Annotated in this window: 24 protein-coding genes and 8 tRNA genes; 17 read left to right on the top strand and 15 right to left on the bottom strand. The window is 40.6% G+C overall.

The genetic code is table 11. The features are described 5' to 3' along the window. Nucleotides 1-60: 60 nt before the first annotated feature. Nucleotides 61-477 carry a ribosome-associated heat shock protein Hsp15 gene (gene hslR / locus EL242_RS00590; RefSeq protein WP_126302678.1) on the bottom strand — a complete coding sequence of 139 codons (417 nt, stop codon included), beginning with the start codon at nt 475-477 and terminating at the stop codon, nt 61-63. Continuing rightward, nucleotides 467-1,441, bottom strand: a complete 975-nt coding sequence (locus EL242_RS00585; protein ID WP_126301104.1) for a hypothetical protein — start codon at nt 1,439-1,441, stop codon at nt 467-469. Before EL242_RS00585 ends, hslR begins: the two co-directional genes overlap by 11 nt. 136 nt (nt 1,442-1,577) lie before the next feature. Between EL242_RS00585 and nudE the strand changes: the two genes are divergently transcribed. The 9 genes from nudE (at nt 1,578) to EL242_RS00540 (ending at nt 9,339) form a co-directional block, all read left to right on the top strand. Next, the gene (gene nudE, locus EL242_RS00580; protein WP_126301103.1) at nt 1,578-2,120 is read left to right on the top strand and encodes an ADP compounds hydrolase NudE; all 543 of its coding nucleotides are present in this window, start codon (nt 1,578-1,580) and stop codon (nt 2,118-2,120) included. 13 nt (nt 2,121-2,133) lie between these two features. Next, nucleotides 2,134-2,952, top strand: a complete 819-nt coding sequence (gene cysQ / locus EL242_RS00575; protein WP_126301102.1) for a 3'(2'),5'-bisphosphate nucleotidase CysQ — start codon at nt 2,134-2,136, stop codon at nt 2,950-2,952. 77 nt (nt 2,953-3,029) lie between these two features. Next, entirely contained in the window at nt 3,030-4,517 is a 1,488-nt protein-coding gene (gene zwf / locus EL242_RS00570; RefSeq protein ID WP_126301101.1) for a glucose-6-phosphate dehydrogenase, read from the top strand. Between the two features lie 201 nt (nt 4,518-4,718). Further along, entirely contained in the window at nt 4,719-5,417 is a 699-nt protein-coding gene (gene pgl / locus EL242_RS00565) for a 6-phosphogluconolactonase (protein ID WP_126301100.1), read from the top strand. Between the two features lie 44 nt (nt 5,418-5,461). Next, a complete protein-coding gene (locus tag EL242_RS00560) occupies nt 5,462-6,013 on the top strand; it encodes a hypothetical protein (protein ID WP_126301099.1) in 552 nt (183 codons plus the stop codon). 27 nt (nt 6,014-6,040) lie between these two features. Continuing rightward, nucleotides 6,041-6,379, top strand: coding sequence for a n-acetylglutamate synthase (locus EL242_RS00555; protein ID WP_126301098.1), 339 nt, complete (start codon nt 6,041-6,043; stop codon nt 6,377-6,379). A gap of 5 nt (nt 6,380-6,384) precedes the next feature. Further along, a complete protein-coding gene (locus EL242_RS00550; protein WP_126301097.1) occupies nt 6,385-7,074 on the top strand; it encodes an aspartate/glutamate racemase family protein in 690 nt (229 codons plus the stop codon). 82 nt (nt 7,075-7,156) lie between these two features. Further along, nucleotides 7,157-8,611, top strand: coding sequence for a decarboxylating NADP(+)-dependent phosphogluconate dehydrogenase (gnd, locus tag EL242_RS00545; RefSeq protein WP_126301096.1), 1,455 nt, complete (start codon nt 7,157-7,159; stop codon nt 8,609-8,611). A 134-nt stretch (nt 8,612-8,745) separates the two neighbouring features. Further along, the gene (locus EL242_RS00540; protein WP_126301095.1) at nt 8,746-9,339 is read left to right on the top strand and encodes an SGNH/GDSL hydrolase family protein; all 594 of its coding nucleotides are present in this window, start codon (nt 8,746-8,748) and stop codon (nt 9,337-9,339) included. Between the two features lie 69 nt (nt 9,340-9,408). Here the strand turns inward: EL242_RS00540 and EL242_RS00535 are convergent, their stop codons facing one another. The 7 genes from EL242_RS00535 to EL242_RS00510 form a co-directional block, all read right to left on the bottom strand. Continuing rightward, nucleotides 9,409-12,273: a valine--tRNA ligase gene (locus EL242_RS00535; protein ID WP_126301094.1), complete on the bottom strand. Its 2,865-nt coding sequence runs from the start codon at nt 12,271-12,273 to the stop codon at nt 9,409-9,411. 44 nt (nt 12,274-12,317) lie between these two features. Continuing rightward, the gene (locus tag EL242_RS00530) at nt 12,318-12,923 is read right to left on the bottom strand and encodes a hypothetical protein (RefSeq protein WP_126301093.1); all 606 of its coding nucleotides are present in this window, start codon (nt 12,921-12,923) and stop codon (nt 12,318-12,320) included. 659 nt (nt 12,924-13,582) lie between these two features. Continuing rightward, complete coding sequence (locus EL242_RS00525; RefSeq protein WP_126301092.1) at nt 13,583-14,176, bottom strand: zeta toxin family protein; 594 nt, start codon at nt 14,174-14,176, stop codon at nt 13,583-13,585. Next, nucleotides 14,166-14,336 (bottom strand): hypothetical protein, encoded by a 171-nt coding sequence (locus tag EL242_RS11410; protein ID WP_172595331.1) that lies wholly within the window; start codon nt 14,334-14,336, stop codon nt 14,166-14,168. Before EL242_RS11410 ends, EL242_RS00525 begins: the two co-directional genes overlap by 11 nt. A 1-nt stretch (nt 14,337) precedes the next feature. After that, the gene (locus EL242_RS00520; protein ID WP_126301091.1) at nt 14,338-15,078 is read right to left on the bottom strand and encodes a Fic family protein; all 741 of its coding nucleotides are present in this window, start codon (nt 15,076-15,078) and stop codon (nt 14,338-14,340) included. Beyond that, nucleotides 15,075-15,518, bottom strand: a complete 444-nt coding sequence (locus EL242_RS00515) for a GNAT family N-acetyltransferase (protein ID WP_126301090.1) — start codon at nt 15,516-15,518, stop codon at nt 15,075-15,077. Before EL242_RS00515 ends, EL242_RS00520 begins: the two co-directional genes overlap by 4 nt. Beyond that, the gene (locus EL242_RS00510) at nt 15,512-15,949 is read right to left on the bottom strand and encodes a DNA polymerase III subunit chi (RefSeq protein ID WP_126301089.1); all 438 of its coding nucleotides are present in this window, start codon (nt 15,947-15,949) and stop codon (nt 15,512-15,514) included. Before EL242_RS00510 ends, EL242_RS00515 begins: the two co-directional genes overlap by 7 nt. Nucleotides 15,950-16,187: 238 nt before the next feature. Between EL242_RS00510 and lysM the strand changes: the two genes are divergently transcribed. Next, nucleotides 16,188-16,631, top strand: coding sequence for a peptidoglycan-binding protein LysM (lysM, locus tag EL242_RS00505; RefSeq protein WP_126301088.1), 444 nt, complete (start codon nt 16,188-16,190; stop codon nt 16,629-16,631). Between the two features lie 52 nt (nt 16,632-16,683). Here lysM and EL242_RS00500 read toward each other — a convergent pair whose 3' ends face one another. Then, nucleotides 16,684-17,535 carry a thymidylate synthase gene (locus tag EL242_RS00500; RefSeq protein ID WP_126301087.1) on the bottom strand — a complete coding sequence of 284 codons (852 nt, stop codon included), beginning with the start codon at nt 17,533-17,535 and terminating at the stop codon, nt 16,684-16,686. Between the two features lie 92 nt (nt 17,536-17,627). Between EL242_RS00500 and EL242_RS00495 the strand changes: the two genes are divergently transcribed. The 5 genes from EL242_RS00495 (at nt 17,628) to mltF (ending at nt 20,342) form a co-directional block, all read left to right on the top strand. Then, nucleotides 17,628-18,179, top strand: coding sequence for a hypothetical protein (locus EL242_RS00495; protein WP_020824258.1), 552 nt, complete (start codon nt 17,628-17,630; stop codon nt 18,177-18,179). Nucleotides 18,180-18,387: 208 nt separating this feature from the next. Next, a tRNA-Ser gene (locus tag EL242_RS00490) sits at nt 18,388-18,482 on the top strand. Between the two features lie 13 nt (nt 18,483-18,495). After that, nucleotides 18,496-18,572 (top strand) — tRNA-Arg (locus tag EL242_RS00485). Nucleotides 18,573-18,643: 71 nt separating this feature from the next. Continuing rightward, a tRNA-Arg gene (locus tag EL242_RS00480) sits at nt 18,644-18,720 on the top strand. Between the two features lie 128 nt (nt 18,721-18,848). Next, nucleotides 18,849-20,342 (top strand): membrane-bound lytic murein transglycosylase MltF, encoded by a 1,494-nt coding sequence (mltF, locus tag EL242_RS00475; RefSeq protein WP_126301086.1) that lies wholly within the window; start codon nt 18,849-18,851, stop codon nt 20,340-20,342. Between the two features lie 153 nt (nt 20,343-20,495). Here mltF and EL242_RS00470 read toward each other — a convergent pair. The 4 genes from EL242_RS00470 to EL242_RS00455 form a co-directional block, all read right to left on the bottom strand. Beyond that, nucleotides 20,496-20,571, bottom strand: a tRNA-Val gene (locus EL242_RS00470). A 48-nt stretch (nt 20,572-20,619) separates the two neighbouring features. Then, nucleotides 20,620-20,695 (bottom strand) — tRNA-Val (locus EL242_RS00465). Nucleotides 20,696-20,747: 52 nt separating this feature from the next. Beyond that, nucleotides 20,748-20,823: transfer RNA gene (locus EL242_RS00460), tRNA-Val, on the bottom strand. 48 nt (nt 20,824-20,871) lie between these two features. Further along, nucleotides 20,872-20,947: transfer RNA gene (locus tag EL242_RS00455), tRNA-Val, on the bottom strand. A gap of 174 nt (nt 20,948-21,121) precedes the next feature. Between EL242_RS00455 and gltX the strand changes: the two genes are divergently transcribed. Both gltX and EL242_RS00445 read left to right on the top strand, forming a co-directional pair. Beyond that, on the top strand, nt 21,122-22,561 hold the full coding sequence (gene gltX / locus EL242_RS00450; protein WP_126301085.1) for a glutamate--tRNA ligase: 1,440 nt from the start codon (nt 21,122-21,124) through the stop codon (nt 22,559-22,561). A 79-nt stretch (nt 22,562-22,640) separates the two neighbouring features. Next, nucleotides 22,641-22,716: transfer RNA gene (locus EL242_RS00445), tRNA-Ala, on the top strand. Between the two features lie 46 nt (nt 22,717-22,762). Here EL242_RS00445 and recN read toward each other — a convergent pair. Continuing rightward, complete coding sequence (recN, locus tag EL242_RS00440; protein WP_126301084.1) at nt 22,763-24,445, bottom strand: DNA repair protein RecN; 1,683 nt, start codon at nt 24,443-24,445, stop codon at nt 22,763-22,765. Nucleotides 24,446-24,448 lie beyond the last annotated feature (3 nt).

The raw sequence follows: 24,448 nt of genomic DNA, 5'->3' as shown, positions 1-24,448 counted from the left end.
AATGTTTCGCCCCTACTTAGGATATTCAATAATAGGGATTATTTTTCTGATTGCAAGGGCTTAGCTAAATTCTTGCTCTTTGAATTTGATTAAATCCCGCCGTTCTTTTTTGTTTGGACGGCGATCAGGGTGTGGCATTGAAAGAGCATTCGCTTTGCGGGCAAATGCCATTGCCTCACGGTGTTTAATACTTTTTTCGGTTTCGTTGTAGAGCAGTTGGGCTTCCGGTGCCCCTCGGCGTTGGTCACTGAGGGCTAACACTTCCACCTCTTTTTCTTCGTTGCCTTGGCGAAGTTTGATTATCGCACCGATTTCCACCGCTTTGCTGACTTTAGCTCTTTGCCCGTTGTAATGAACTTTGCCCCCTTCAATCATTGCTTTGGCAATCGAGCGGGTTTTATAAAAACGAGCCGCCCAAAGCCATTTATCTAGCCGAACTTCGGTGTCGTTTTCCTCTTTTTCGTGTCTATTTTTCATCATAATGAGTTTGGTGTTTTCTTGCATTGTCGATAACGAGCTTGGTGATCGTGCCTGAAAGTGGCAACATATAGTTTGCGGTTTCAACCACAAGCTCGGAGATAATAGTCGGTAAATCTTCTTTGCTAATAAGCGTTGGGTATTTTGTTTGATTCATCATTTCGCAATCACCGGTTACCGCATTAAATTTCACTAAGCTATTAAAGACCCCTTTTAACGGATTGGAGTAGCTGAAAAAATGAATCGGCACAAGATATAACTTTGCTTCTTTAAAAGAGAGATGATCACGGGTAATGCGTTCGGCTTTGATCTTCTCGCTTAATAAATATAAAACAGAGTCGGTAATTAACCGCTCGGGGGATAACTTAAACTTCAGCACTTTATCTGTATTGACGTTGTTTTTATTGATTTTTGTGTGCGGAAATTTATTTTTACCTAAATACACCGTTGCAAGATTGTCATCAATATGACCACTGCCGTTGCTGAGATAATGGCGATAGTTTTTGGTGGTTTCGCAATGTTCTGTTACCTCAAACTGAATTTTACCGTTTTTTACCTCACAGCTTGAAAAGGCGTTACCATTGCTAAGCAGACGTACATTTTTTGAATGATGATTGAATACCTCACAGCTGTAGGTTTCATCGCATTCATATTTTAAGTGGCGTTCAACGTCAATAAACCAAAATGAATCGAAGGCACTTTCAAGATAAGTCACTTCAATCTCATCACTTTGATTATTGCGAATACGATTGAAGCTCCCTTTTACCAGCCCTTTAATGCCTTCTATCGATTTCATCTGAGCGATAATCGAATTCAGCTTTGTCGGAATCTGCATTTCAGCCAGTTTTTTATCATAGTTAGCCCGAAATTTATAAGTGATAAGTTCAGGCATTTCGGAAAATTCAGTTTTTGCGATATGGGCATCATCAATGACTAACGATGTTTCAGATGGATTGTAAGTCATCAGAAATCCTTTTTATGTTCTCTTAGTAACCGTATTAAGCGAACATTATCATATCAATATGTAAAAAAAGAGCAAACCGGATTTGATGAAATGTGGTATCTTTAGCATATTAGATGATGATAAAAAGGGAGATAAAATGACAAAACAACTTCCTGAAATTTTGAACATTAAAACGGTGGCGAAATCTCGTATTTTTGAGGTGCAAGCGGTCGATTTACGCTTTTCCAACGGCGAAGAGCGAACTTATGAAAGGCTTACGCCGAATCGCCGTTCTTCGGTAATGGTGATTCCGATTCAAAACAATGAGCTGATTTTTGTGAAAGAATATGCAGTCGGGCCGGAGCGTTATGAACTGGGTTTTCCAAAAGGCATTGTGGATGCAGGCGAAGAGCCGATTGCAAGTGCAAACCGTGAATTGCAAGAGGAAATCGGGTTTGGGGCAAGAAATATGACCTTTTTACGCTCACTTTATAGTGGGCCGAGCCATATGTATGGCTTAATGCATCTGTTTGTGGCACAAGATTTGTACCCATCAAGATTGGAAGGCGATGAGCCTGAACCGCTGGAAATTGTGCGTTATCCGTTGGATAAAATTGATCAATTACTGGCAGATCCTGATTTTGCCGAAGCACGGAATTTGTCCGCTCTATTTATGCTACGAGAATACTTAAAAAAATAGGCAAGGAGCTATTATGCAAACACTAACTCAACCACTACTCGAGAGTATTATCACTATCGCCAAAGAAGCCGGTGAGCAGTTAAAACAGCTCTATGCCCGCTCGGTGGCAATTAAAATCAAAGCCGATTGCACACCGGTGACAGAAGCGGATCTGATTATCAGCCAATTTTTAACTGAACGCTTGAAACAGCTCACACCGAACATTCCTGTGCTATCGGAAGAGTTTTGCGATATTCCGTTTGCCGAACGCCAGCAATGGCAAGAATATTGGATTATCGACCCGATTGACGGCACACAACAGTTTATTAACCGCACCGGTCAATTTTCAGTGGTAATTGCGTTAGTGCAAAAACGTGAGGGCAGAAACCAGCCGGTGCTGGGAGTGATCCACGCCCCGGTCTTAAACAAAACCTATTTTAGTATGGAAGGTGGCGGTAGCTTTTTGCAAGAAAATGGAGAAATTCGACCGCTTGTCAAACCGAAACGAGCCGAAAATTCCCCGCTGATTGTCACCGTAGGCAGCGATTTGCACGCAGAACAAGCCAGAAAGGCTATTTCAGCTCTACAAATTGAGTGTGTAAAATATGGATCGGGCAGTCTAAAAGCAGGTTTGGTGGCAGAAGGGAAAGCCGATTGTTATATCCGTTTTGGTGACACAGGGGAGTGGGACACTGCTGTGGCAGAAGTGCTGTTAAATGAAATGGGCGGCAAAATTTTCGACTTTCATTTTTCGCCGCTAACTTATAATCAGCGAGAAAGTTTGATTAATCCTTATTTTGTGATGGTGGCTGACGGCTCGACCGATTGGGATAAAATATTTTTATTCAAATAAGTAGTTTGATTAGCAATTTTTATGATAATCTTGCACCCAACAAAATTTTAACAATTAGTAATACATAGGATAAATAAATGAATGCTGAAAACAGTTGTATCGTGATTTTTGGTGCTTCCGGTGACTTAACCTTCCGTAAATTAATCCCCGCCCTTTATAATTTATACAAAATTGGTAGATTGGGCGAACACTTCTCCGTGCTAGGGGTTTCTCGCTCTGACTTAACCGATAAAACTTTCCGCCAAAAAATGTGTGATGCGTTAGTCAAATTTGAAAAAGCAAGCGGTGAAGAATTAGATAAATTTTGCGAACATCTTTATTACCAAGCTGTAAATACCTCTGATGCAGTGGATTATGCCAAGTTGCTGCCTCGTCTTGATGAGCTACACGATAAATATCAAACAGCCGGTAACACGCTTTATTACCTCTCCACGCCACCAAGTTTATATGGCGTGATTCCGGAATGTTTAGCCGCTCACGGCTTAACTACCGAAGAGTTTGGCTGGAAACGGATTATTGTTGAAAAACCATTCGGCTACGATATCGAAACCGCCAAAAAATTAGACGTACAAATCCACAAATGCTTTGAAGAGCATCAAATCTACCGTATCGACCACTATTTAGGCAAAGAAACGGTACAAAACTTACTCGTTTTACGTTTTTCTAACGGCTTATTTGAACCGCTTTGGAACCGTAATTTTATTGATTATGTGGAAATTACCGGGGCAGAATCCATCGGCGTTGAAGATCGTGGCGGTTACTATGATGGCTCGGGGGCAATGCGTGATATGTTCCAAAACCACTTATTGCAAGTATTAGCCATGGTTGCAATGGAGCCACCGGCAATTATTAATGCTAATTCAATGCGTGATGAAGTCGCAAAAGTGCTATATTGCTTGCATCCGCTAACTGAAGAAGACGTTAAACACAATGTGGTGTTAGGGCAGTATGCTCGTGGCACGGTAGACGGCAAAGAAGTGCCGGCTTACTTGGAAGAAAAAGGCGTGCCGGCTGATTCCAACACTGAAACTTTTATGGCGGTAAAATGTGAAATCGATAACTGGCGTTGGGCAGGTGTGCCGTTCTATGTGCGAACCGGTAAACGCTTACCAACCCGTGTGACGGAAATTGTGATTCACTTTAAAACCACACCACACCCGGTATTTAGCCAAAATGCACCGGAAAACAAATTAATTATTCGCGTGCAACCGGATGAAGGCATTTCAATGCGTTTCGGCTTGAAAAAACCGGGGGCGGGCTTTGAAGCAAAAGAAGTCTCAATGGATTTCCGCTATTCCGATTTAAGTTCATCATCAAGCTTACTCACCGCTTATGAACGCTTACTATTAGACGCACTTAAAGGTGATGCAACCTTATTTGCCCGTACTGATGCTGTACACGCTTGTTGGAAATTTGTGCAACCGATTTTAGACTACAAAGCTAATCGTGGACGTGTATATGAATATGAATCCGGCACTTGGGGGCCAACCGAGGCAGATAAATTAATCGCCAGACACGGCAAAGTATGGCGAAAACCGTCCGGTACAATGAAGAAGAAAGTGTAAATTTCAGTTCCCCTCTTTGAGCCACGAGGGGTTAGGGGAGATTTATTCGCTACGCTCACACTTCGTGCCATCAGCAAAGCTGATGTTCAAACGCAAGCGTTTGTGGCAGAAGTTATATACGCTCATACGAAATATTGAAATCGTAATCAAATCTCCCCCTCCCCTCTTTTCTAAAGAGGGGGTGATCTAACGAGGCAAATTATGAATAAAGTTATTTTCCCCACCGCCCAAGCTGCGGTAGAACAAATTGCTAAAGAGTTTATTGAATACAGCCGTCAAAACCGCCCGGTGCATATTTCTCTTTCCGGTGGTTCGACCCCCAAATTATTATTCAAAACCTTAGCTCAAGCACCATTAAATACCGAAATTCAATGGCAAAACTTGCATTTCTGGTGGGGTGATGATCGAATGGTTGCCCCAACCGATCCCGAAAGTAACTACGGCGAAGTGCAGAAATTACTGTTCGATCACATCGACATTCCAAGCGAAAATATTCACCGCATTCGTGGTGAAGAGAATGTAGAACAAGAACTTGCAAGATTTTCGGCAGAATTGACCGCTTGTGTGCCGAACTTGGCGTTTGATTGGATTATTTTAGGAATGGGAACAGACGGGCATACCGCCTCACTGTTCCCACATCAAACAGATTTTAATGATCAAAACGTTGCCGTGATTGCCAAACACCCTGAAACTGGGCAAATCCGCATTTCCAAAACCGCTTCACTCATTGAAAAAGCAAAACGCATTACTTATTTGGTTACAGGAGCAAGCAAAGCGGAAATTTTAAAAGAAATCCAAACCACGCCCGCGGAAGCATTGCCATATCCTGCTGCTAAAATTAAAGCGAAAGATGGGATAACGGAGTGGTATTTGGATAGTGATTCTGCTGAATTACTTTAGTGTAAAGAAGTATATCAATAGGATTTACAATTAGGAAAATAAAAATGAAGAAGATATTTGAATTAATTCTAGGTTTGATACTGATAGCATTGATTATCTATTCTTTATATTATTTTATTTTCTTATGGATTCCAAATAATACGACAATAGCCATCCCATTAATAACGGCGACTATCGGTTTCATTGGCGTGATATACACTCAATACAACTCAAAATCTAGAGATATTAGAGAAAGTCATAGAATAGCGAAAATAGAAACATATAGAAGTTTTTTTGAGCTTATTAATTTATTTCAAAACAATCATAAGAGGAATATAGAAATTGATCCTAATGATGAGATGCTTCAGGATAAAATGCACAAATTAACTGAGAATTTTATCCTTTGGGCATCTGATGAAGTTATAAAAGCTTGGATTGATTTTAGAACAAGTACTGGATCAAATGATATAAATGATCCGTTTTTGGCATTAAAGAAAATAGATAATGTATATAAGGCTATTAGAAAAGATTTAGGACATGATGATAAGAAATTAAAACCTCTAGATTTGATTAGTATGAATTTGTCAGATCCAAATGAATTACAGAGGGACAGATAAATAAGCATGTTATCATTGGTATAATCTATGTTTAACCTTAACAATAAAATCTTTACTGCCGTGCAAAATAGTGAAGATGGCGAAGTGAATGACCAAACTCGCTTCTACTATTTTCAACAAGAGAAAATGATATGGGCGGACTATCAAGGTGGCGAGATTTTAAAAGGATTTTTAATTGGTAAATGGATTTCAGATTGTCAAATTGAGTTCACTTACCAACATTTAAATCAACAATTAGAAAACCGTCTTGGGCGATGTGTCACCACATTTACTTTAGAAAATGAAAAATTGCTTGGTCGAGAAATCTGGCAGTGGCTTGATACTTTAGAGGTCGGGCAATCACAAATTATTGAGGTAACAGAGTAGCATTTATGAAAACCCTCGGCATTTTAGGTGGAATGAGCCCAGAAAGTACGGTTTCTTATTATTTGAATATCAACCGTGCGGTAAATCAGGCGTTGGGTGGAAATGCCAGTGCGAAGATTTTAATGTCTAGCGTGAATTTTGAAGAAATCGTGCAGTGCCAAAAACAGGGAAATTGGCAAGGAGCGGCGGATATTCTAGCTGAACAAGCTCGTTTATTAGAGCAAGCTGGAGCTGACGGAATTTTGTTGGCAACGAACACAATGCACAAGGTGGCGAAGCAGATTACGGATAACATTTCCGTGCCGTTTTTGCATATTTTAGATTGCGTGGCGGCAGTTATTCAGGCAAAAGGCATTACGAAAGTCGCTTTGCTTGGCACACAATTTACAATGAGCGATAATTTTTACAAAGACGGTTTATTGGAGCGTGGTATCGCGCCCATTGTTCCGAATGAAGAAACACAGCAAGAAATTCATCGGATTATTTTTGAAGAGCTCTGTTTAGGTAAGATTACTGAAAGTGCCAAAGCATTTTATCTTCAGACTATTCAACAGCTTCGTGAGCAAGGTGCAGAAGGTGTGATTTTAGGTTGTACCGAAATCGGGTTGCTGATTAACCAAAATGACAGTCCGTTACCGTTTTTCGATACAGCAGCATTACACAGCCAAATGGCGGTGGAGTTTATTTTAGGTTAATAAATGTTACAAGCGGTCAAATTTGCAAAAAATTTTACCAATTCGACCGCTTGCATAGAATCAAAAACAATAGGAGCAAACAATGTCACAAAAAGGCGATATCGGCGTGATTGGACTCGCCGTAATGGGTCAAAATTTAATTTTGAATATGAATGACAACGGCTTTAAAGTGGTGGCGTACAACCGCACTACTTCAAAAGTGGACGAGTTCTTAGAAGGTGCGGCGAAAGGCACGAACATTATCGGTGCTTACTCGTTAGAAGATTTAGCGGCGAAGTTGGAAAAACCGCGTAAAGTGATGCTAATGGTGCGTGCCGGTGAGGTGGTGGATCAGTTTATTGATGCATTACTGCCACATTTAGAAGAAGGCGACATCATCATTGATGGCGGTAACTCAAACTATCCGGACACCAACCGCCGTGTGAAAGCATTAGCGGAAAAAGGCATTCGCTTTATCGGCTCAGGTGTATCGGGCGGCGAAGAGGGGGCTCGTCACGGGCCATCAATTATGCCGGGCGGTGATGAGTCTGCGTGGCAGTATGTTAAGCCGATTTTCCAAGCGATTTCAGCCAAAACCGACAAAGGTGAGCCTTGTTGTGACTGGGTGGGGCGTGACGGAGCAGGGCATTTTGTGAAAATGGTTCACAACGGTATCGAATATGGCGATATGCAGTTAATTTGTGAAGCCTACCAATTCTTAAAAGATGGTTTAGGTTTAAGCTATGATGAAATGCACGAAATCTTTAAAGAGTGGAAAAACACCGAATTAGACAGCTATTTGGTGGATATTACCACTGATATTCTTGCCTACAAAGACGAAGACGGCGAGCCATTGGTAGAGAAAATTCTCGACACCGCCGGTCAAAAAGGAACGGGTAAATGGACTGGTATTAACGCCCTTGACTTCGGGATTCCATTAACACTGATTACCGAGTCGGTATTCGCCCGTTGCGTCTCTGCATTTAAAGATCAGCGTGTTGCGGCTTCAAGACTGTTTAACAAAGAAATCGGCAAAGTTGAAGGCGACAAAAAAGTATTGGTAGAAGCAGTACGCCGTGCGTTACTAGCTTCCAAAATCATCTCTTACGCACAAGGCTTTATGTTGATTCGTGAGGCTTCTGAGCAATTCGGTTGGGATATCAACTACGGCAATACCGCCCTATTATGGCGTGAAGGCTGTATTATCCGTAGCCGTTTCTTAGGCAACATTCGTGATGCGTATGAAGCCAACCCATATTTAGTGTTCTTAGGCTCAGACCCATACTTCAAAGATATTTTGGAAAACTGCTTGGCAGATTGGCGTAAAGTAGTGGCAAAATCGGTAGAAATCGGTTTACCGGTGCCTTGTATGGCATCAGCTATCACCTTCTTAGATGGCTACACTTCGGCACGTTTACCGGCAAACTTACTCCAAGCCCAACGTGACTACTTTGGTGCTCATACTTATGAGCGTACCGACAAAGCTCGCGGTGAGTTCTTCCACACCAACTGGACAGGACGTGGCGGTAATACCGCATCGACTACTTATGATGTATAATTAATCTTTTTAAGCCACTTAATCGGATATTAAGTGGCTTTTTTATAGGATTTTTCTTCAAAATATCTTGGAGTGAATGTTTACAAGTTTGTATAATAATGGAGCGATTTTTCATTTATATTTAAGGAGAACCTATGCTTACCGATCAAGATATTTTTAATCGCTACCAAGCCAAAAAATCAGAATTTGAAAAGCAAGCAGATATTTCCCTCGTTGGGCATTCCCTGTTTGATATGTGGGGAGATATGGAAAACGGCACGCCGAATTTAGCAGGAAAAACCGTTGCCAATTTGGGCTTATCAGGCACTAGCACCCGCCAATATTTAGATGTGATTACCCGACAAGAGCGAATTCAACACGTTGGCGATAATGTATTTATTTTTCTAGGCGTTAATGACATTGTGAAAGAGCCTGATTACTCACCAAAACAAGTTCTTGAGTGGATTGGAGAAATTGTGACTTCCCTTCGTAAAATTAACCCGAATGCTAAATTTTTTCTATTGGAAGCCACGCCGGTTAATAATATTACCACCACTAATAATGCGGTAATTAAAGAACTCAATGCGTATTTTGAAGCAAATATCCCGGCTGATTTGACTTATGTAAAAACGTGGGAATATTTTGCTGATGAAGGAGGGAATTTAGATTTAACCTTATGCCACGATGGGCTACATTTCACTCAAGCAGGGTATGACCGCTTAGAGGCGATTTTAACCAAACATTTATAATGAAAAGCTTCAATAAGCAAGCGGTCTGAATTAGCAAAAAATTTACAAATTCTGACCGCTTGTGTTCAATTATAGTGCTTCAATTTCTTGATACTGCACCTGCAATTTCTCTAATCCACTCAGGTACTCTTGCATTTTTTCACGCTCTTTGGCGATGACTTGCTCTGGGGCTTTTGCCACAAAGGCTTCGTTTGAAAGTTTGCCTTCAATGCGTGCCACTTCACCTTTAAGTTTATCCATCTCTTTGGTTAGGCGTGCCAGCTCAGCTTCTTTGTTGATAAAGCCCGCCATTGGGATCAAGATCTCACCATTTGCTACCAGTTTCGCTACCGATAGCGGTGCATTTTCACCATTTTCAAGCACTTTCACGCTATCCAGTTTTGCCATCGATTTGAGCAACACTTCGTTAGCGTTGAGAATAGAGACTTCGTCCGCAGAGAAATTACGAGCGATTAAATCTAAGCCTTTGCTTGGTGCGATGTTGCTTTCCGCACGAATGTTACGCACCGCTACAATCACCTCTTTGATAAAGTTGATTTGACTTTCGGCGGTTTCATCAATCGCAAGCGGGTCAAATTGCGGGAATTTTTGCAACATAATGGTATCCGCTTCAATGCCCACAAAGCCTTTCACTTTCTGCCAGATTTCTTCGGTGATGAACGGCATTACCGGGTGGATTAAACGTAGGAGTTTTTCCAATACATTTACCAGCGTGCGACTTGCCCCACGACGTTGGGCGTCTGTGCCTTTGAAGAAAATAGGTTTGGTCAGCTCTAAATACCAGTCGCAGAATTGATCCCAAGTAAATTCGTAGATCGCATTTGCCACTAAGTCGAAACGGTATTGGCTGAGTGCTGTGCGGAAAGTTTCCACCGTGCGGTTGAATTGGCTTTCAATCCAACGATCCGCTAGACTAAATTCCACTTCACCTTCGCTTAAATCTAACTTGTCGTTAGTTAGCACATAACGGCTGGCATTCCACAGTTTGTTGCAGAAGTTGCGGTAGCCCTCTAAGCGTTTCATATCCCAGTTGATATCACGCCCGTTGCTGGCAAGGGCGGTGAGGGTGAAACGCAGAGCGTCTGTGCCGTGTGCCACAATCCCTTCGGCAAATTCTTTACGGGTTGCCTTAGCAATTTTTTCCGCCAGTTGCGGCTGCATCATATTACCGGTGCGTTTTTCGAGCAGATCATCAAGGGAAATACCGTCAATCATATCAATCGGGTCTAATACATTCCCTTTCGATTTCGACATTTTCTGCCCTTGCTCATCACGGATCAAGCCCGTTACATACACAGTTTTGAACGGCACTTGCGGTTTGCCGTTTTCATCTTTGATGAAGTGCATCGTGAACATAATCATACGAGCCACCCAGAAGAAGATGATGTCAAAACCGGTAATCAGCACATCAGTCGGGTGGAACATTTTCAATTCTTTGGTTTGCTCTGGCCAGCCTAAGGTTGAGAACGTCCATAAGCCTGATGAGAACCAAGTATCTAGCACGTCTTCATCTTGTTTTAACGCCACATCAGCATTTAAGCTATATTTCGACCGCACTTCTTCCTCAGAACGTGCCACATACACATTGCCCGCTTCGTCATACCACGCCGGAATTCGGTGACCCCACCATAATTGGCGAGAGATACACCAGTCTTGAATATCACGCATCCAAGAGAAATACAGGTTTTCATACTGTTTCGGTACGAATTGGATTTCGCCGTCTTCTACCGCTTTGGTTGCCACTTCCGCCAAAGGTTTGACGCTCACATACCATTGGTCGGTCAGCATCGGCTCAATCGGCACACCACCACGGTCGCCATACGGCACTTTTAAGTCGTGCGGTTTGATTTGATCTAACAGACCAAGAGCTTCAAAATCTGCCACAATTTTCTTACGAGCCGCAAAACGCTCTAAGCCTTGATACTCGGCAGGAATTGGCGCAGCATAGTCGGCAAGCGGTTTGCCGTCTGTGCCGATAATTTCCGCCTCATTACGAATATCGGCGTTCAGCGTCATCACATTCACCATCGGCAAACCATGGCGTTTGCCCACTTCATAGTCGTTGAAATCGTGGGCTGGGGTGATTTTCACCACGCCCGTACCGAACTCACGATCCACATACTCATCGGCAATAATCGGGATTTCACGGTTGGCAAGCGGTAGGATTACGCTCTTACCAATCAAGGCTTGATAACGCTCATCTTCAGGGTGAACCGCCACCGCAGTATCGCCCAACATCGTTTCAGGACGAGTCGTTGCCACCACTAAGTAATCTAAGCCGTCAGCGGTTTTCGCACCGTTGGCAAGCGGATAGCGGAAATGCCACAGCGAACCTTTGCTCTCTTTGTTTTCCACTTCTAAGTCAGAAATCGCAGTGTGCAGTTTCGGATCCCAGTTTACAAGGCGTTTACCACGGTAAATCAAGCCTTCTTCGTGCAAGCGAACGAACACCTCTTTCACCGCATTCGACAAACCTTCGTCCATTGTAAAACGCTCACGATCCCAGTCAATCGAGTTGCCTAAGCGGCGCATTTGCTGGCTGATTGTGCCGTCCGAATAGGCTTTCCAATCCCAGATTTTGTTGATAAAGGCTTCACGTCCATAATCGTGGCGGGTTTTGCCCTCTTCCGCTGCGATTTTACGCTCCACCACCATCTGAGTGGCAATCCCGGCGTGGTCAGTCCCCGACTGCCACAGGGTATTATGCCCCTCCATACGGTGAAAGCGGATCATTGTATCCATTAAGGTCTGTTGGAAAGCATGCCCCATATGCAAACTCCCCGTCACATTCGGCGGTGGAATAGCGATACAGTAGCTCGGTGCATTAATATCTTCGCTCGGCTTAAAGTAGCCTTGCGATTCCCAGTGTTGGTAGAGCGCTTGCTCTACGGCGGAAGGGTTAAAACGGTCTTCCATTGTGAAGTTTTGGGTCATAAGTGTCTCTTTATCTATCATACTAAAAAGGGGGATATTATTAATTATCTACCAAATAAAAATTTTATAATTTGAATAATTGTTGGAATTAATGTTGCTAAATTAGCAGGTAAATTTGTTATTTTCTCTAAAAATGTAATTAACTCATGACGTTTTTCTTTTGTTAATTGACCTTGTTCTATATCTTTGATTGCATTCTCAATATAAATAATATTATTTTTCTCTATCTGGTTTATATCAAATGTTAATTTCTCTAAATTTTCAATTAAAATATATTTAGCTTCTGCTTTATCAAGGAATTTATGATATATTCTAAATTCAGACAAAAACTTGTTATTTGTAGAATATGTCTCAATGTTAGTTACGATATCATCACCAATAATCATTCTTCGATAAAAGAAATTATCCAAAAAAGCCTTTTTATTAACTTCCCACTGATAAAAATATATCCTAAAGTATCTTTGTCCTGTTCTATTATCTACGAAAATTTTTTCTAATTCTTTTATAAACATATCTATATTATAATCTATTCTTGAATCTCTTTGCTTTTTATAGTTAAAAACAAAAGGAATATAATTTTGAAAAGAAAATAAAATGAATAGTATAAGTAAAATAATAAATAACGTAAATATTGTTTGTGTTGAAAGCATTTTTATTCCTTACTAATTTTGTGTTTAGTTAAATGTAGAAAATATATCTCCGATAATACTCTTTAAACGTTAAAGAAGGGTTCTATCTTTGTACTATGCAAGTGATCTGTTTTTGCAAAATTTTGCGGAAATTTGACTGCTTGCAACCCCACACGAGCCGTGTGGGGTTACGCATAGCCGAGCCACTTTGTAGCTCTAAGTTACAGCTCCAAAGGAGCTAGGATTATAGAGCCTAGCACTGCTCGTGCTAGGAAATTCCGAAACCTAATTCCACTAATTCATCACAAAGCTGATTACACCAATTCGGTATTTTTTCTGAGATTTTTATCACTTTCTTATCCGCAATCTGCAAAATCAAATTCGGCTTGGTTTCTGAATTATCATAAATCAGTGTTTCATCATTGATAAAAATCGCCCCGATGGCGCTCGTCTCCGACGAGTGCCTATTTATTTAAGCCCCCGTCAGAGGCGAGTGCTATCGTTTGATATTTTACAAGCGGTCTGTTTTGAGTAATTTTTTGCAAAATTTTACCTAAACCCGACCGCTTGCAACCCCACACGAGCCGTGTGGGGTTAAACATAGCCGAGCCACTCTGCGGCTCTTTATTCTTTTCTAAGCTCCGAAGGAGCTAGGATTATCGAGCCTAGCACGGCTCGTGCTAGGTGATCTTAAACCCTAATCCTACCAATTCATCACGCAAATTTTCACACCAACCTACTAAATTATTCGCAATTTGCGTGATTTGGTTATTCTCAATATGAAAAACCACTTCGGGTATTTCAGCAGAGTTGTCGTAAATTAACACTTCATCGCAAAATGAAAGTGCGGTAATTAAATTTTTTCGGCTCATGTTAAACCGTTGGCGGATTGTTTGTTCATCAATAAAATGCCCACCCGCTTTTACTCTAGCTTTAACACGTCTTACATTAATATCAGGATCATTTACACCGATATAATTTAAACGAAGAGAAAAACCTTTCTCTTTTGCCTGTTTCATTCGATTTAAAATGGATTTGCCTGATAGCGTAGATTCCATTGAAAAAGAAATCTGATTTTTCAGTGCAAATTTGAATAATTCAATCGCTTTTCTGCCAGCTTCTAAATCCGCTAATCGTGGATTTTGTGGGTTGATTTCCATTGCAATATGATCGGAGTCAATTACAATCTGTACGGTATCTTTGTTAAATCCTCGTAATGTAGTTTTACCCGCTCCGTTTGTGCCACAGTAGAAAATTGCTAAATTATTTTGCATATTTAACAATTTTTTCAGTACCGTTTGGATAATGTTCCACAATATTGCCATTCGGTCGCATAAACGTCAGCACTTCACGTTTTTTCTTATCGTCCATCCACGCTTTAAATTGAAGTTGTAATTGGCGTTGATGTTCTTTTATCTGTTCTATTTTGGTCATTTTATTTCTCCAAAATCGCCAAATATCGTTCTAATTCTGTAATTTCATATTGGCTAATCAACTCAACTAAACTGCTTATATCTTGCTGATTTTTATGGAAATCATCAAAACATTGGTAATATTGGGCTCGATTGGTAAATTTGATATCAACAGGTAAATAGCCTTGTTTCAATAATTCAAAATTAATCAGCAATCGCCCTGTTCGTCCGTTTCCATCAATAAAAGGGTGAATACTTTCAAAGGCTAAATGCAGCCAACTGATTGCCTCTATGGGATGCAGAGCAGCCAGTTTTTGTTGATATTTTTCAATCAAGGATTGCATTTCTTCGGCAATTAAATAAGGAGGTGTCGGTTCATTTTCTGCCCCTAAAATCCGCACCGGAATTTTGCGATAAATCCCACGACTTTCTGCATTGCTCATTAACACTAGCGAATGAATATTTTTAATCGCTCGTTCGCTTAATGGTTCTTTATTGGTGACTAATTCATAAATATAGTTAAACGCATCTTTAAAACCGATAATATCTAAATGCTCCCGAATCGGCTTTTCAGCAATGGTCATTCCCTCTTTTAAAATAAGCACGGTTTCACGCAAGGTAATGGTATTGCCTTCAATCGCATTGGAATTATAGCTGCTTTCAATTATAAACTCTTCCCGCAGTCGTTGAATTTCGCTTTCAGATAATGGACGGCGTTGTGAAAGTGCTGTTTTTAATTGTTCGATTTTAGCTAATTTATTCATTCTAACACCATATCCAAATGTGGTATCCCATCTTCCAAATACACCGCTGAAACCGCTTTAAACCTAAAACTTTCATAAAACCCTTGCAGGTAACTTTGGGCTTGGGCGTGAATGGGTTGAGCAGGAAAATGCTCTCGACAATAAGCTATAGCTTTTTGTACCAATTCTTTTGCCAAACCTGAGCCACGAAATTGGTTTACCACCAGCACTCTGCCAATATGCACACTGTCATCAGCTGGAATTAAACGACAGTAAGCGGTCAGATTTTCTGCATTTTTTGCAAAGAAATGCACCGCTTGTAAGTCTTTGTGATCAACTTCTTGATAGGGGCAATTTTGCTCTACTATGAAAACCGCAGTGCGGGCGTAGTAAATCTCAAACAGCTCTTGGGTGGAGAGTTCGTCAAAGCGTTTTGCGTACCAAGAGAGGTTTTTTAGCATTGTATCGTTTCCAGTTGCCAACCGAGTTGGCGGTATTGTTTATAGCGTTCCCGAGCCTGTGCTTTGGAGGTTTCTTCCACCGGCACGAAATCAATAATCTGGGTAAAACTGCCGATAAATTCGGGGAGTTCGGTTTGGAGCGAAATCAATAAATCCCGACGTTGGGCGTTGCGTTGGCCTTTCCACGAAATTTCGATAGGCGTTGGGTAAGTAGTGATTTCGCCCGATAAATTGTGTGGCACGAACGAATCCGGATCTCTTGCCCAAAGTGCTTCGTCAATATTTAACGCTTGTTGCTCGGTTTCGCATGCAATCAGTACCCGTTTACCTAATCGCCACGCTTGAGCCGCAAGTTCGCAGGCTTGCATTTCAGCGGCGGAAAGCTCGACTGAGTCAGCTTGGCTTAATAGATAAAATTGTACTTGTTTCACAGAATGTTCCCAGAAATTCAATCAGATATTTAAACTTAATATTCTAGCTGAAAATGAGTAAAATATAAAATCTAAGCGTTTGTTTTTGCAAAAAATTGAGAAAAAATGACCACTTGTGTTGCGTTGCCTTGAGGAACTAATTAGCTTTTAGACGTTCTAAGAGAACAATGCACTATTTCAATAGTTGGAAATTGTGTAGAATATCCACTTCATTTAGCTATTTTATAAGGAACTTACTATGGGCTTATTTGATTTTGTTGGCGACATTGGTCGTAAATTATTTAATAAAGAAGAAGATGCTTCAAAAGCGGTTACAGAGCATTTGGCGGAAGACAATCCGGGCGTTGAAAATGTAAACGTAACGGTTGAAAACGGGGTAGCGAAAATTTCAGGTATTGCTTCAACCGCAGCAGCTGTTGAGAAAGCGGTATTGATGGCAGGTAATGTGGCTGGTATCACAGAGGTAAATATTGATGAAGTGACCTTGCCTGATAACGTGCAACTTGCAAGTGATGATGAGCTTTATGTTATCCAAAAAGGGGATACTTTGTGGGAAATCGCCACAAAAGCTTATGGTAACGGTGCAAAATATAAAGCGATTGTGGAAGCAAATAAAGAAGTTATTAAAGACGAAAATAAAATCTTCCCGGGGCAAAAAATTCGTATCCCGAAAGGTTTATAATCAAATTGAAAGAGCTAAGCTGGTCAAAGTTTAGCTCTTTTTGTTAGAGGTGTTAGACTGAAAATGGATATTGAATGGCAGGGTGGTATTCATAACCTTCAACTTTGAAATCATCTAAGCTCACCCAAGTTTCTAAATCTTCTAAGGATTTTATATCAGGATTAATGATTAATTTAGGTGCATTGAGTGGTTCTCTCTTAAGCTGAACATCTCGCATTAATTCTAGTTGATCTTCATAAATATGAGCATTAACAATTTTATGGAACGCTTGTCCTGCTTTATGCCCTGTAATTTGAGCCATTAAAGCTAAAAAGGTATAGCATTGAATCATATTCCAATTTAACCCAAGCGGTACATCTGCCGAACGCTGAGTACTATTCAGGTAAAGCGTGCCATCAAGTAGAGAGAAATGGTGGCTGTGTAAACAAGGGCGTAAGCAGCCCATATGGAAAGCGCCTGGGTGGTAGAAGGTATAAATTTCACCACGGTTATCAATTCCTTTTTTCAAATCGTCCACAATTTGTCGCAATAAATCGACTGAGCCACCGTCTGGTTTCGGGAAATTACGCCCTACTGCGCCGTAAACCAAGCCCATATCATCTTCCCCTTTTCGATAGGGATTAGCTAGCCATTGTGCATTTTCATTTGCATTTGCATCCCAGGATTTTGTGCCTAATTTACGGAAATCAGCAGCGTTACTATAGCCTCGAATATAGCCTAAGAGCTCGGCAATCGCAGCTTTCCAATAGCTCCGGCGGGTGGTAACTAAAGGAAATTCTCCTTTTTCTACGTCATAAGTTAAGTCAGCATTAATGACTGTGAGGCAGTGTTTGCCTGTACGTTCATTTGCAACCCATTTGCCTTCGCTAACGATGCGGTTACATAAGTCTAAATACTGTTTCATTATTTACCTCATAAAAAATTTTAGGTAATTTTGCCATTTATTCGGTAAAATAGCTAAAACTTTATGACACAACACAATAAGGAGTTATGGATATGAAAGGTATAATGAAATCCATTCTGGGTTTTTCCACCGCTGTTTTTTTAGCAGCTTGTTCATCGAATAAAAGCGGTTGGACACGTTTAAATGATAATGATGTTGATCAGAAATCTTATGCTATTGCTTATGGTGCAACGGCTCAGACTTATGCGGATAGAGTAAATGAAAGCTATGATATCAATTCCTTTATGAATGGGGTAAATGATTGGTACACTAAAAAGGTTACATTGCCAATTGAGCAAATTAGAGCAATAACGATTAATCGAATGTTAGACCATAATGTGTATGCTTATTATAGTGGTGTGATTTATGCCGCAGATTTGCAGGCAAATTTCAATCATTTAGATCCTAATTGTTGGGGGCTTGTTCAACCAGCGAGTATGACCCAGGGCATTCACGATGCGATGTTAGATTTACAGAAGAACAAAGTTCGTGGAGATGAGTATATCAAAAATGGGGTTGAGCAAATATTGCACCTTTGTGTAAAAACGATTGCTGAAGATGAAAATAAATCGCAATCTAAAGGTAAAACCAAAAAGCATAAATAAGTTAAGCTATGACAAGCGGTAAAATTTTTAAAAAATTTTACCGCTTTTTTATAACCGTATGAAATGTTTAATATTTATTCTATGAAACTTAAAAAAACAGCGTTTTGTTTATTCAATAGGCAAACACTCGGGATTTTTCAATTTTCAGGAAAAAGAATTTGACATCTTTTTAAATTCTAGTAATATGGCGCCCACAGACACAGTGAGTGGTGAGATGGCCGAGCAGGCTGAAGGCGCTCCCCTGCTAAGGGAGTATAGGGTTAAAAAGCTCTATCGAGGGTTCGAATCCCTCTCTCACCGCCATTTACTTTATCACGCACCCGTAGCTCAGCTGGATAGAGTACTCGGCTACGAACCGAGCGGTCAGAGGTTCGAATCCTCTCGGGTGCGCCATTTTAATTTTTGCTCTATTCAAATTAAAATGGTTGCTGATAATACTAAATAAACTTACAATTCAAATATACGCACCCGTAGCTCAGCTGGATAGAGTACTCGGCTACGAACCGAGCGGTCAGAGGTTCGAATCCTCTCGGGTGCGCCATTTCTATATTATATCCATTATATTCCCCTTTTGTTTTTTTATTAAATAATTAAACTATAAAGTATTATTCTGTTAATTTGTAATTTCAGATAGGCTTAATGCTTAGTTGAAATAATGAGGATTTTAAATTGAAAGGATTAATTGCTCGCCTTTTTATTGCTGTAGCATTGTTACTGTGGGCTTGGGATATGATTTTTCCTTGGCAAAAAATCATTCATTCAGAAGCAAATCATTATACGCAAATTCAGCAAAGTAAAATGTTAAAGGTTGGAATGATCAATCATCCACTTTCTTATTTTGTTGGTCCTGAAGGAAAAAGTGGAATTGAATATGATTTAGCGACGGCATTTGCGCAATATTTAAAGGTCAATCTTGATATTAAAACTTATGACAGTAGCGAAAAATTGTTTGAAGCATTAAGAAATAATGATATTGATATTGCTGCGGCTGGACTGCTTTACCATTCTGAATTAAATGATGAATTTCAGATAGGTCCTTCCTATTATTCGGCTTCTTGGCAGCTTGTTTATAAAAAGGGAAGTGCTAGACCATATCGACTTTCCGATTTGCGGGAAAATGTGATTATTCCAGCAGGTTCTGCGGTAATTCCGATATTAAATCAGCTTAAGGTGGATAATCCGGAATTAAAATGGCAGATCTCGGATAAATTTACACAAGAAGAGCTATTGCTAAAGGTCGCACAAGGTGAAATTTCACATACAATAGCAATGTCGGTTGATATTTCTGCTGCACAGCATATTAATCCTAATTTAGCGGTGGGATTTGACTTAACAGATGAAAATCCAGTGTTATGGTATTTAGCTAACAGTTCTTATAGCGAGTTGCAGTCTGCATTACTGGATTTTATGTCTTATTCTATGGAAACTGGGCTGATATCAAGAATAGAAGAGAAATATTTTAATCATTTAGCTAAGTTTGATTATGTGGATATTCAGAGCTATTTGAATGCAATTAAAACTATTTTACCTAAATATGAACCCCTTTTTCGGGCACATAAAGGTGAATTAGAATGGCAAATGTTGGCGGCTATCGCCTATCAGGAGTCTCATTGGGATCCTAATGCAACTTCTCCAACCGGAGTGCGGGGAATTATGATGTTGACAAAAGATACGGCCGATAGAATGAAAATTTCTGATAGAACTAATCCTGCACAAAGTATCAAAGCTGGCTCTGAATATTTACATATGTTAATGAGACAAATGCCGGAAACCATTCCTCAAGCAGATAGAATTTGGTATAGCCTAGCAGCGTATAATATGGGATTGGGGCACTTATTGGATCTTCGTCGATTAACAAAACAACTTGGTGGTGATCCGGATAATTGGCTTGATGTTAAAAAGAATCTGCCATTGCTTGCGGAAAAACGTTATTATGCTAATCTAAAATACGGCTATGCTCGAGGATATGAAGCATTACAGTATGTTGAAAATATACGGCGTTATTATGGTAGTATTATTAATTATCAACGAGTTGAAGAGCAAAAGATACAAGAACAAGAAAATTTATCAGATGGTCAAATAAAACAGGAGAATTCTTATTATGAGAAAATTGAAGAAAAAGAAATCCCTACCGACAAGGAAATTACGCCTGCGTCAAATTAAGCAAATTAAAGATAGAAAAAGATTAATTTCTGCACGTAGAAAGGCATTTATGCAGATGCAACAGACCATCTGAATTTATTTTCCCTTTTTAGTTGTGACTTTAGAGGGATTATTTAGATTATGATATAAGTTTTAGGCTTTAAACAAAATAGATGGTGGGCGATACCGGTCTCGAACCAGTGACCCCCTCCTTGTAAGGGAGGTGCTCTCCCAACTGAGCTAATCGCCCTTCAGATACGAAAAATCGTCATTTGAAGTTTATGATTTTAGTCTTAAGTGGTGGGCGATACCGGTCTCGAACCAGTGACCCCCTCCTTGTAAGGGAGGTGCTCTCCCAACTGAGCTAATCGCCCACTTGAGACTTAAAATCAAAGGGAATTTGAAAACGAAACACTTAAGTTGAAGTGGTGGGCGATACCGGTCTCGAACCAGTGACCCCCTCCTTGTAAGGGAGGTGCTCTCCCAACTGAGCTAATCGCCCGTTTTCAAAATTAGATTGTAATACAACAACGAAACACTTGAGTTTAAGTGGTGGGCGATACCGGTCTCGAACCAGTGACCCCCTCCTTGTAAGGGAGGTGCTCTCCCAACTGAGCTAATCGCCCGTTGTTGTGGAAGTGAATTATAGAGATTTTTGCTGTTTCGTCAAACCCTTTTTATTCTTTTCACCCCGTTTGCTGATTTTTTACCCCACAAATTTAATTTTTTACTATGATTCACCCTTAAGCATAGTAAAATAGACAAGTTTTTCTTAAGAATCATCAATTAGGCAATATAAAATGAAAATTGAAACCCTTTTCCCCTTAGATCCGAATGTAAAAGTCCGCACCCGTTTTGCCCCTAGCCCAACCGGCTACTTGCACGTAGGAGGGGCGAGAACCGCACTCTACTCTTGGTTATACGCTAAACATCACCAAGGCGAATTTGTGCTGCGGATTGAAGATACCGATCTTGAACGCTCAACCCCTGAGGCAACTGCCGCTATTTTAGAAGGTATGGAATGGCTGGATTTAGCGTGGGAACACGGCCCATACTTCCAAACCAAGCGTTTCGACCGCTATAACCAAGTGATCGACCAAATGTTAGAAGCCGGCACGGCATACCGTTGCTACTGCTCGAAAGAGCGTTTAGACGAAGTGCGTGCGCAACAAGAAGCAAATAAAGAGAAAGCGAAATACGATCAGCACTGCTTACACAATCCACAAAATGACCCAAGCCAGCCACACGTTGTACGTTTTAAAAACCCAACGGTCGGTTCGGTGGTGTTTGAAGATGCAGTGCGTGGACGAATTGAAATCGCCAACAGCGAATTGGACGACTTAATTATTCGCCGTACAGACGGTTCACCAACCTACAATTTCTGTGTGGTGGTGGACGACTGGGATATGGGCATCACCCACGTTGTTAGGGGCGAAGACCATATCAACAACACCCCTCGCCAAATCAACATTTTGAAAGCCTTAGGTGCGCCAATTCCGACCTATGCGCACGTTTCAATGATCAACGGCGATGACGGGCAAAAACTCTCCAAACGTCACGGTGCGGTGAGCGTAATGCAGTATCGTGATGACGGCTATCTGCCTGAGGCGCTGATTAACTACCTCGTGCGTTTAGGCTGGGGACACGGCGATCAAGAAATCTTCTCACGTCAAGAGATGATTGAGCTTTTCGATATTCATTCTGTAAGCAAATCGGCAAGTGCCTTCAATACCGAAAAATTGCAGTGGCTGAACCAGCACTATATTCGTGCGCTTGAGCCAAGCTATGTGGCGAAACACCTTGAATGGCATATGCAACATCAAGGTATCAACTACCAAAACGGTGTGGCATTGGAAGAGATCATTCCGGTGTTAGGCGAACGTTGCAAAACCTTAAAAGAGCTTGCCGAAAGCAGCCGTTATTTCTATGAAGAGTTTGAGACCTATGACGAAAAAGCCGCTGCTAAAAACTTCAAAGCGGAAGCGATTGCGCCCCTTGCAAAATTATTGGAAAAACTGACCGCTTGCAACGACTGGACGGTGGAAAATATCCACGAGGCAATGAACCAAACTGCCGCTGAGCTGGAAATCGGTATGGGCAAAGTCGGTATGCCGTTCCGTTTGGCGGTAACAGGAAGTGGGCAATCTCCATCAATGGATATTATGGCAAAATTAGTCGGCAAAGAGAGAACCTTAGCTCGTTTACAAAAAGCGATTACGTTTATTCAGGCGAATAGCTAGTTTTTAATCAATCAACACCTTGCTTGATTAAAGCCATTGACATCTTCAAGCGGAAAGCATATTATTCTGCTTGTATTAAGGGGGTATAGCTCAGTTGGGAGAGCGCTTGCATGGCATGCAAGAGGTCATCGGTTCGATCCCGTTTACCTCCACCAAATTCATAATCGCATCAATATTCATTGATGCGATTTTTCTTTTTGGCTATTCGTTATTTTTCGCTAAATTTAGCATTTCTTTTGCATTAGCTAAAACCGTTTCAGTGATTTCGCTTCCGCCTAATAGTCGAGCCAAGGCGTGAATACGCTCTGCTTCTGTGAGTAATGTCATTTGCGTTTCAGTTTGATTATTTTCTACATATTTTTGTACATTAAACTGCTGGTTGCCGTAACTTGCCACTTGAGGTAAATGGGTTACACATAATACTTGGCATTTTTCGCCTAGCTTACGCAGTAGCTTTCCGACTGTAGTGGCAGCAGAGCCACTAATCCCAACATCAACTTCATCAAAAATAATAGTGGGCGTAGAAAGTTTATTTGCGGTAAGCACTTGTACTGCCAGAGAAATGCGAGATAGCTCACCACCAGAAGCAATTTTTACCAGTGGTTGGGCTTGTTGTCCTAAATTGCTGCGTAAATTAAACTCGACATAGTCAGCACCATTTGCAGACATTTTTTCAAGATTATGTTCTATATGAATAAAGAACTCACCGTTTTCCATTGCTAAGTGTTTAATTTGTTTTGTTACTTGTTCAGAGAGCTTATGTGCGGCATCTAGACGTTTTTGGTAAATTTCTTCTGCTAATGTTATACACTCTTGGTAAGCTTGTTTTTCATTTTGAATGAGTTGTTCTTCATTATCTTCAAAATCCAGTAATTCCTGTAGTTCTGCTTTTAATGTCGCGTGATATTGCCATAATTCATTCGGTTGAATATGGTGTTTGCGTGCTAATGATATAGTTTGTGCAATTCTATTATCCAGCTCCTGTAGTAATTCCGGATCTTGTTCAATTTTACTGGCTAATTGAGCCACTTCGGAGCTTGCTTCTTGAATCTGAATCAGGGCCTCATTAAGCATATCTAAAATGCCCTGATATTGGCTATCAACCTCAGCCAAGTTTTCTGCATTGCGTAACGCTTTATAAATCAGACTATTTGCATTGATTTCATCATCACTTAATAAGCGTGTGATTTCATCTGAAATTTCAGTAAGCTCCTCGGAAGAAGACAAGATATTGTATTTCTCTTCCATTTCTTCAAATTCATTTGCTTTAATTGCAAATTCATCTAATTCCTCAACTTGATATTCTAATAGCTGTTTGCGAGCTTCATTTTCTTGGCACTGTTTTTGGAAATTTTTTACCTGCTTATTCAGTTCTTTCCAATTCACATATTGCTTTGCCATCACCATCAATAAAGGCTGTAACGTGGCATAATGATCGACTATTTCAAGTTGATATTCGTTTTTTAGGAGTAATTGTGGTGCATGTTGCCCATTTAAATGAATAAGATATTGCCCCAACTCTCGAAGTTGTGAAACAGGTAATGATCGGTTATTTACAAAGGCTTTTGAGCGTCCATCAACATTAATCATACGGCGTAAGATACACTCTTGAGGATTATCTTCATCAAGCAGTTCATGTTCTTGTAGCCATAAATAAGCCGGACTGGTTGGCTGCATAGTAAAGGTTGCACTTATATCTGCTTTGTCCGAACCGTTTCTAATCATTCCACTTTCAGAACGATAACCTAAGCATAGCCCTAAGGCATCAATAGCGATTGATTTCCCAGCACCGGTTTCACCGGTAATGACAGACATACCTTCATTTAATTCAAGAACAAGATGGCGAACAATCGCAAAATTATTAATCGTAAGTTGAGTAAGCATAAT

Source organism: Mannheimia haemolytica, assembly GCA_900638155.1.
Lineage (GTDB): Bacteria > Pseudomonadota > Gammaproteobacteria > Enterobacterales > Pasteurellaceae > Mannheimia > Mannheimia glucosida.
Note: the sequence above shows the minus strand (reverse complement) of the source record. Positions and strands in the feature narration are given on the sequence as shown.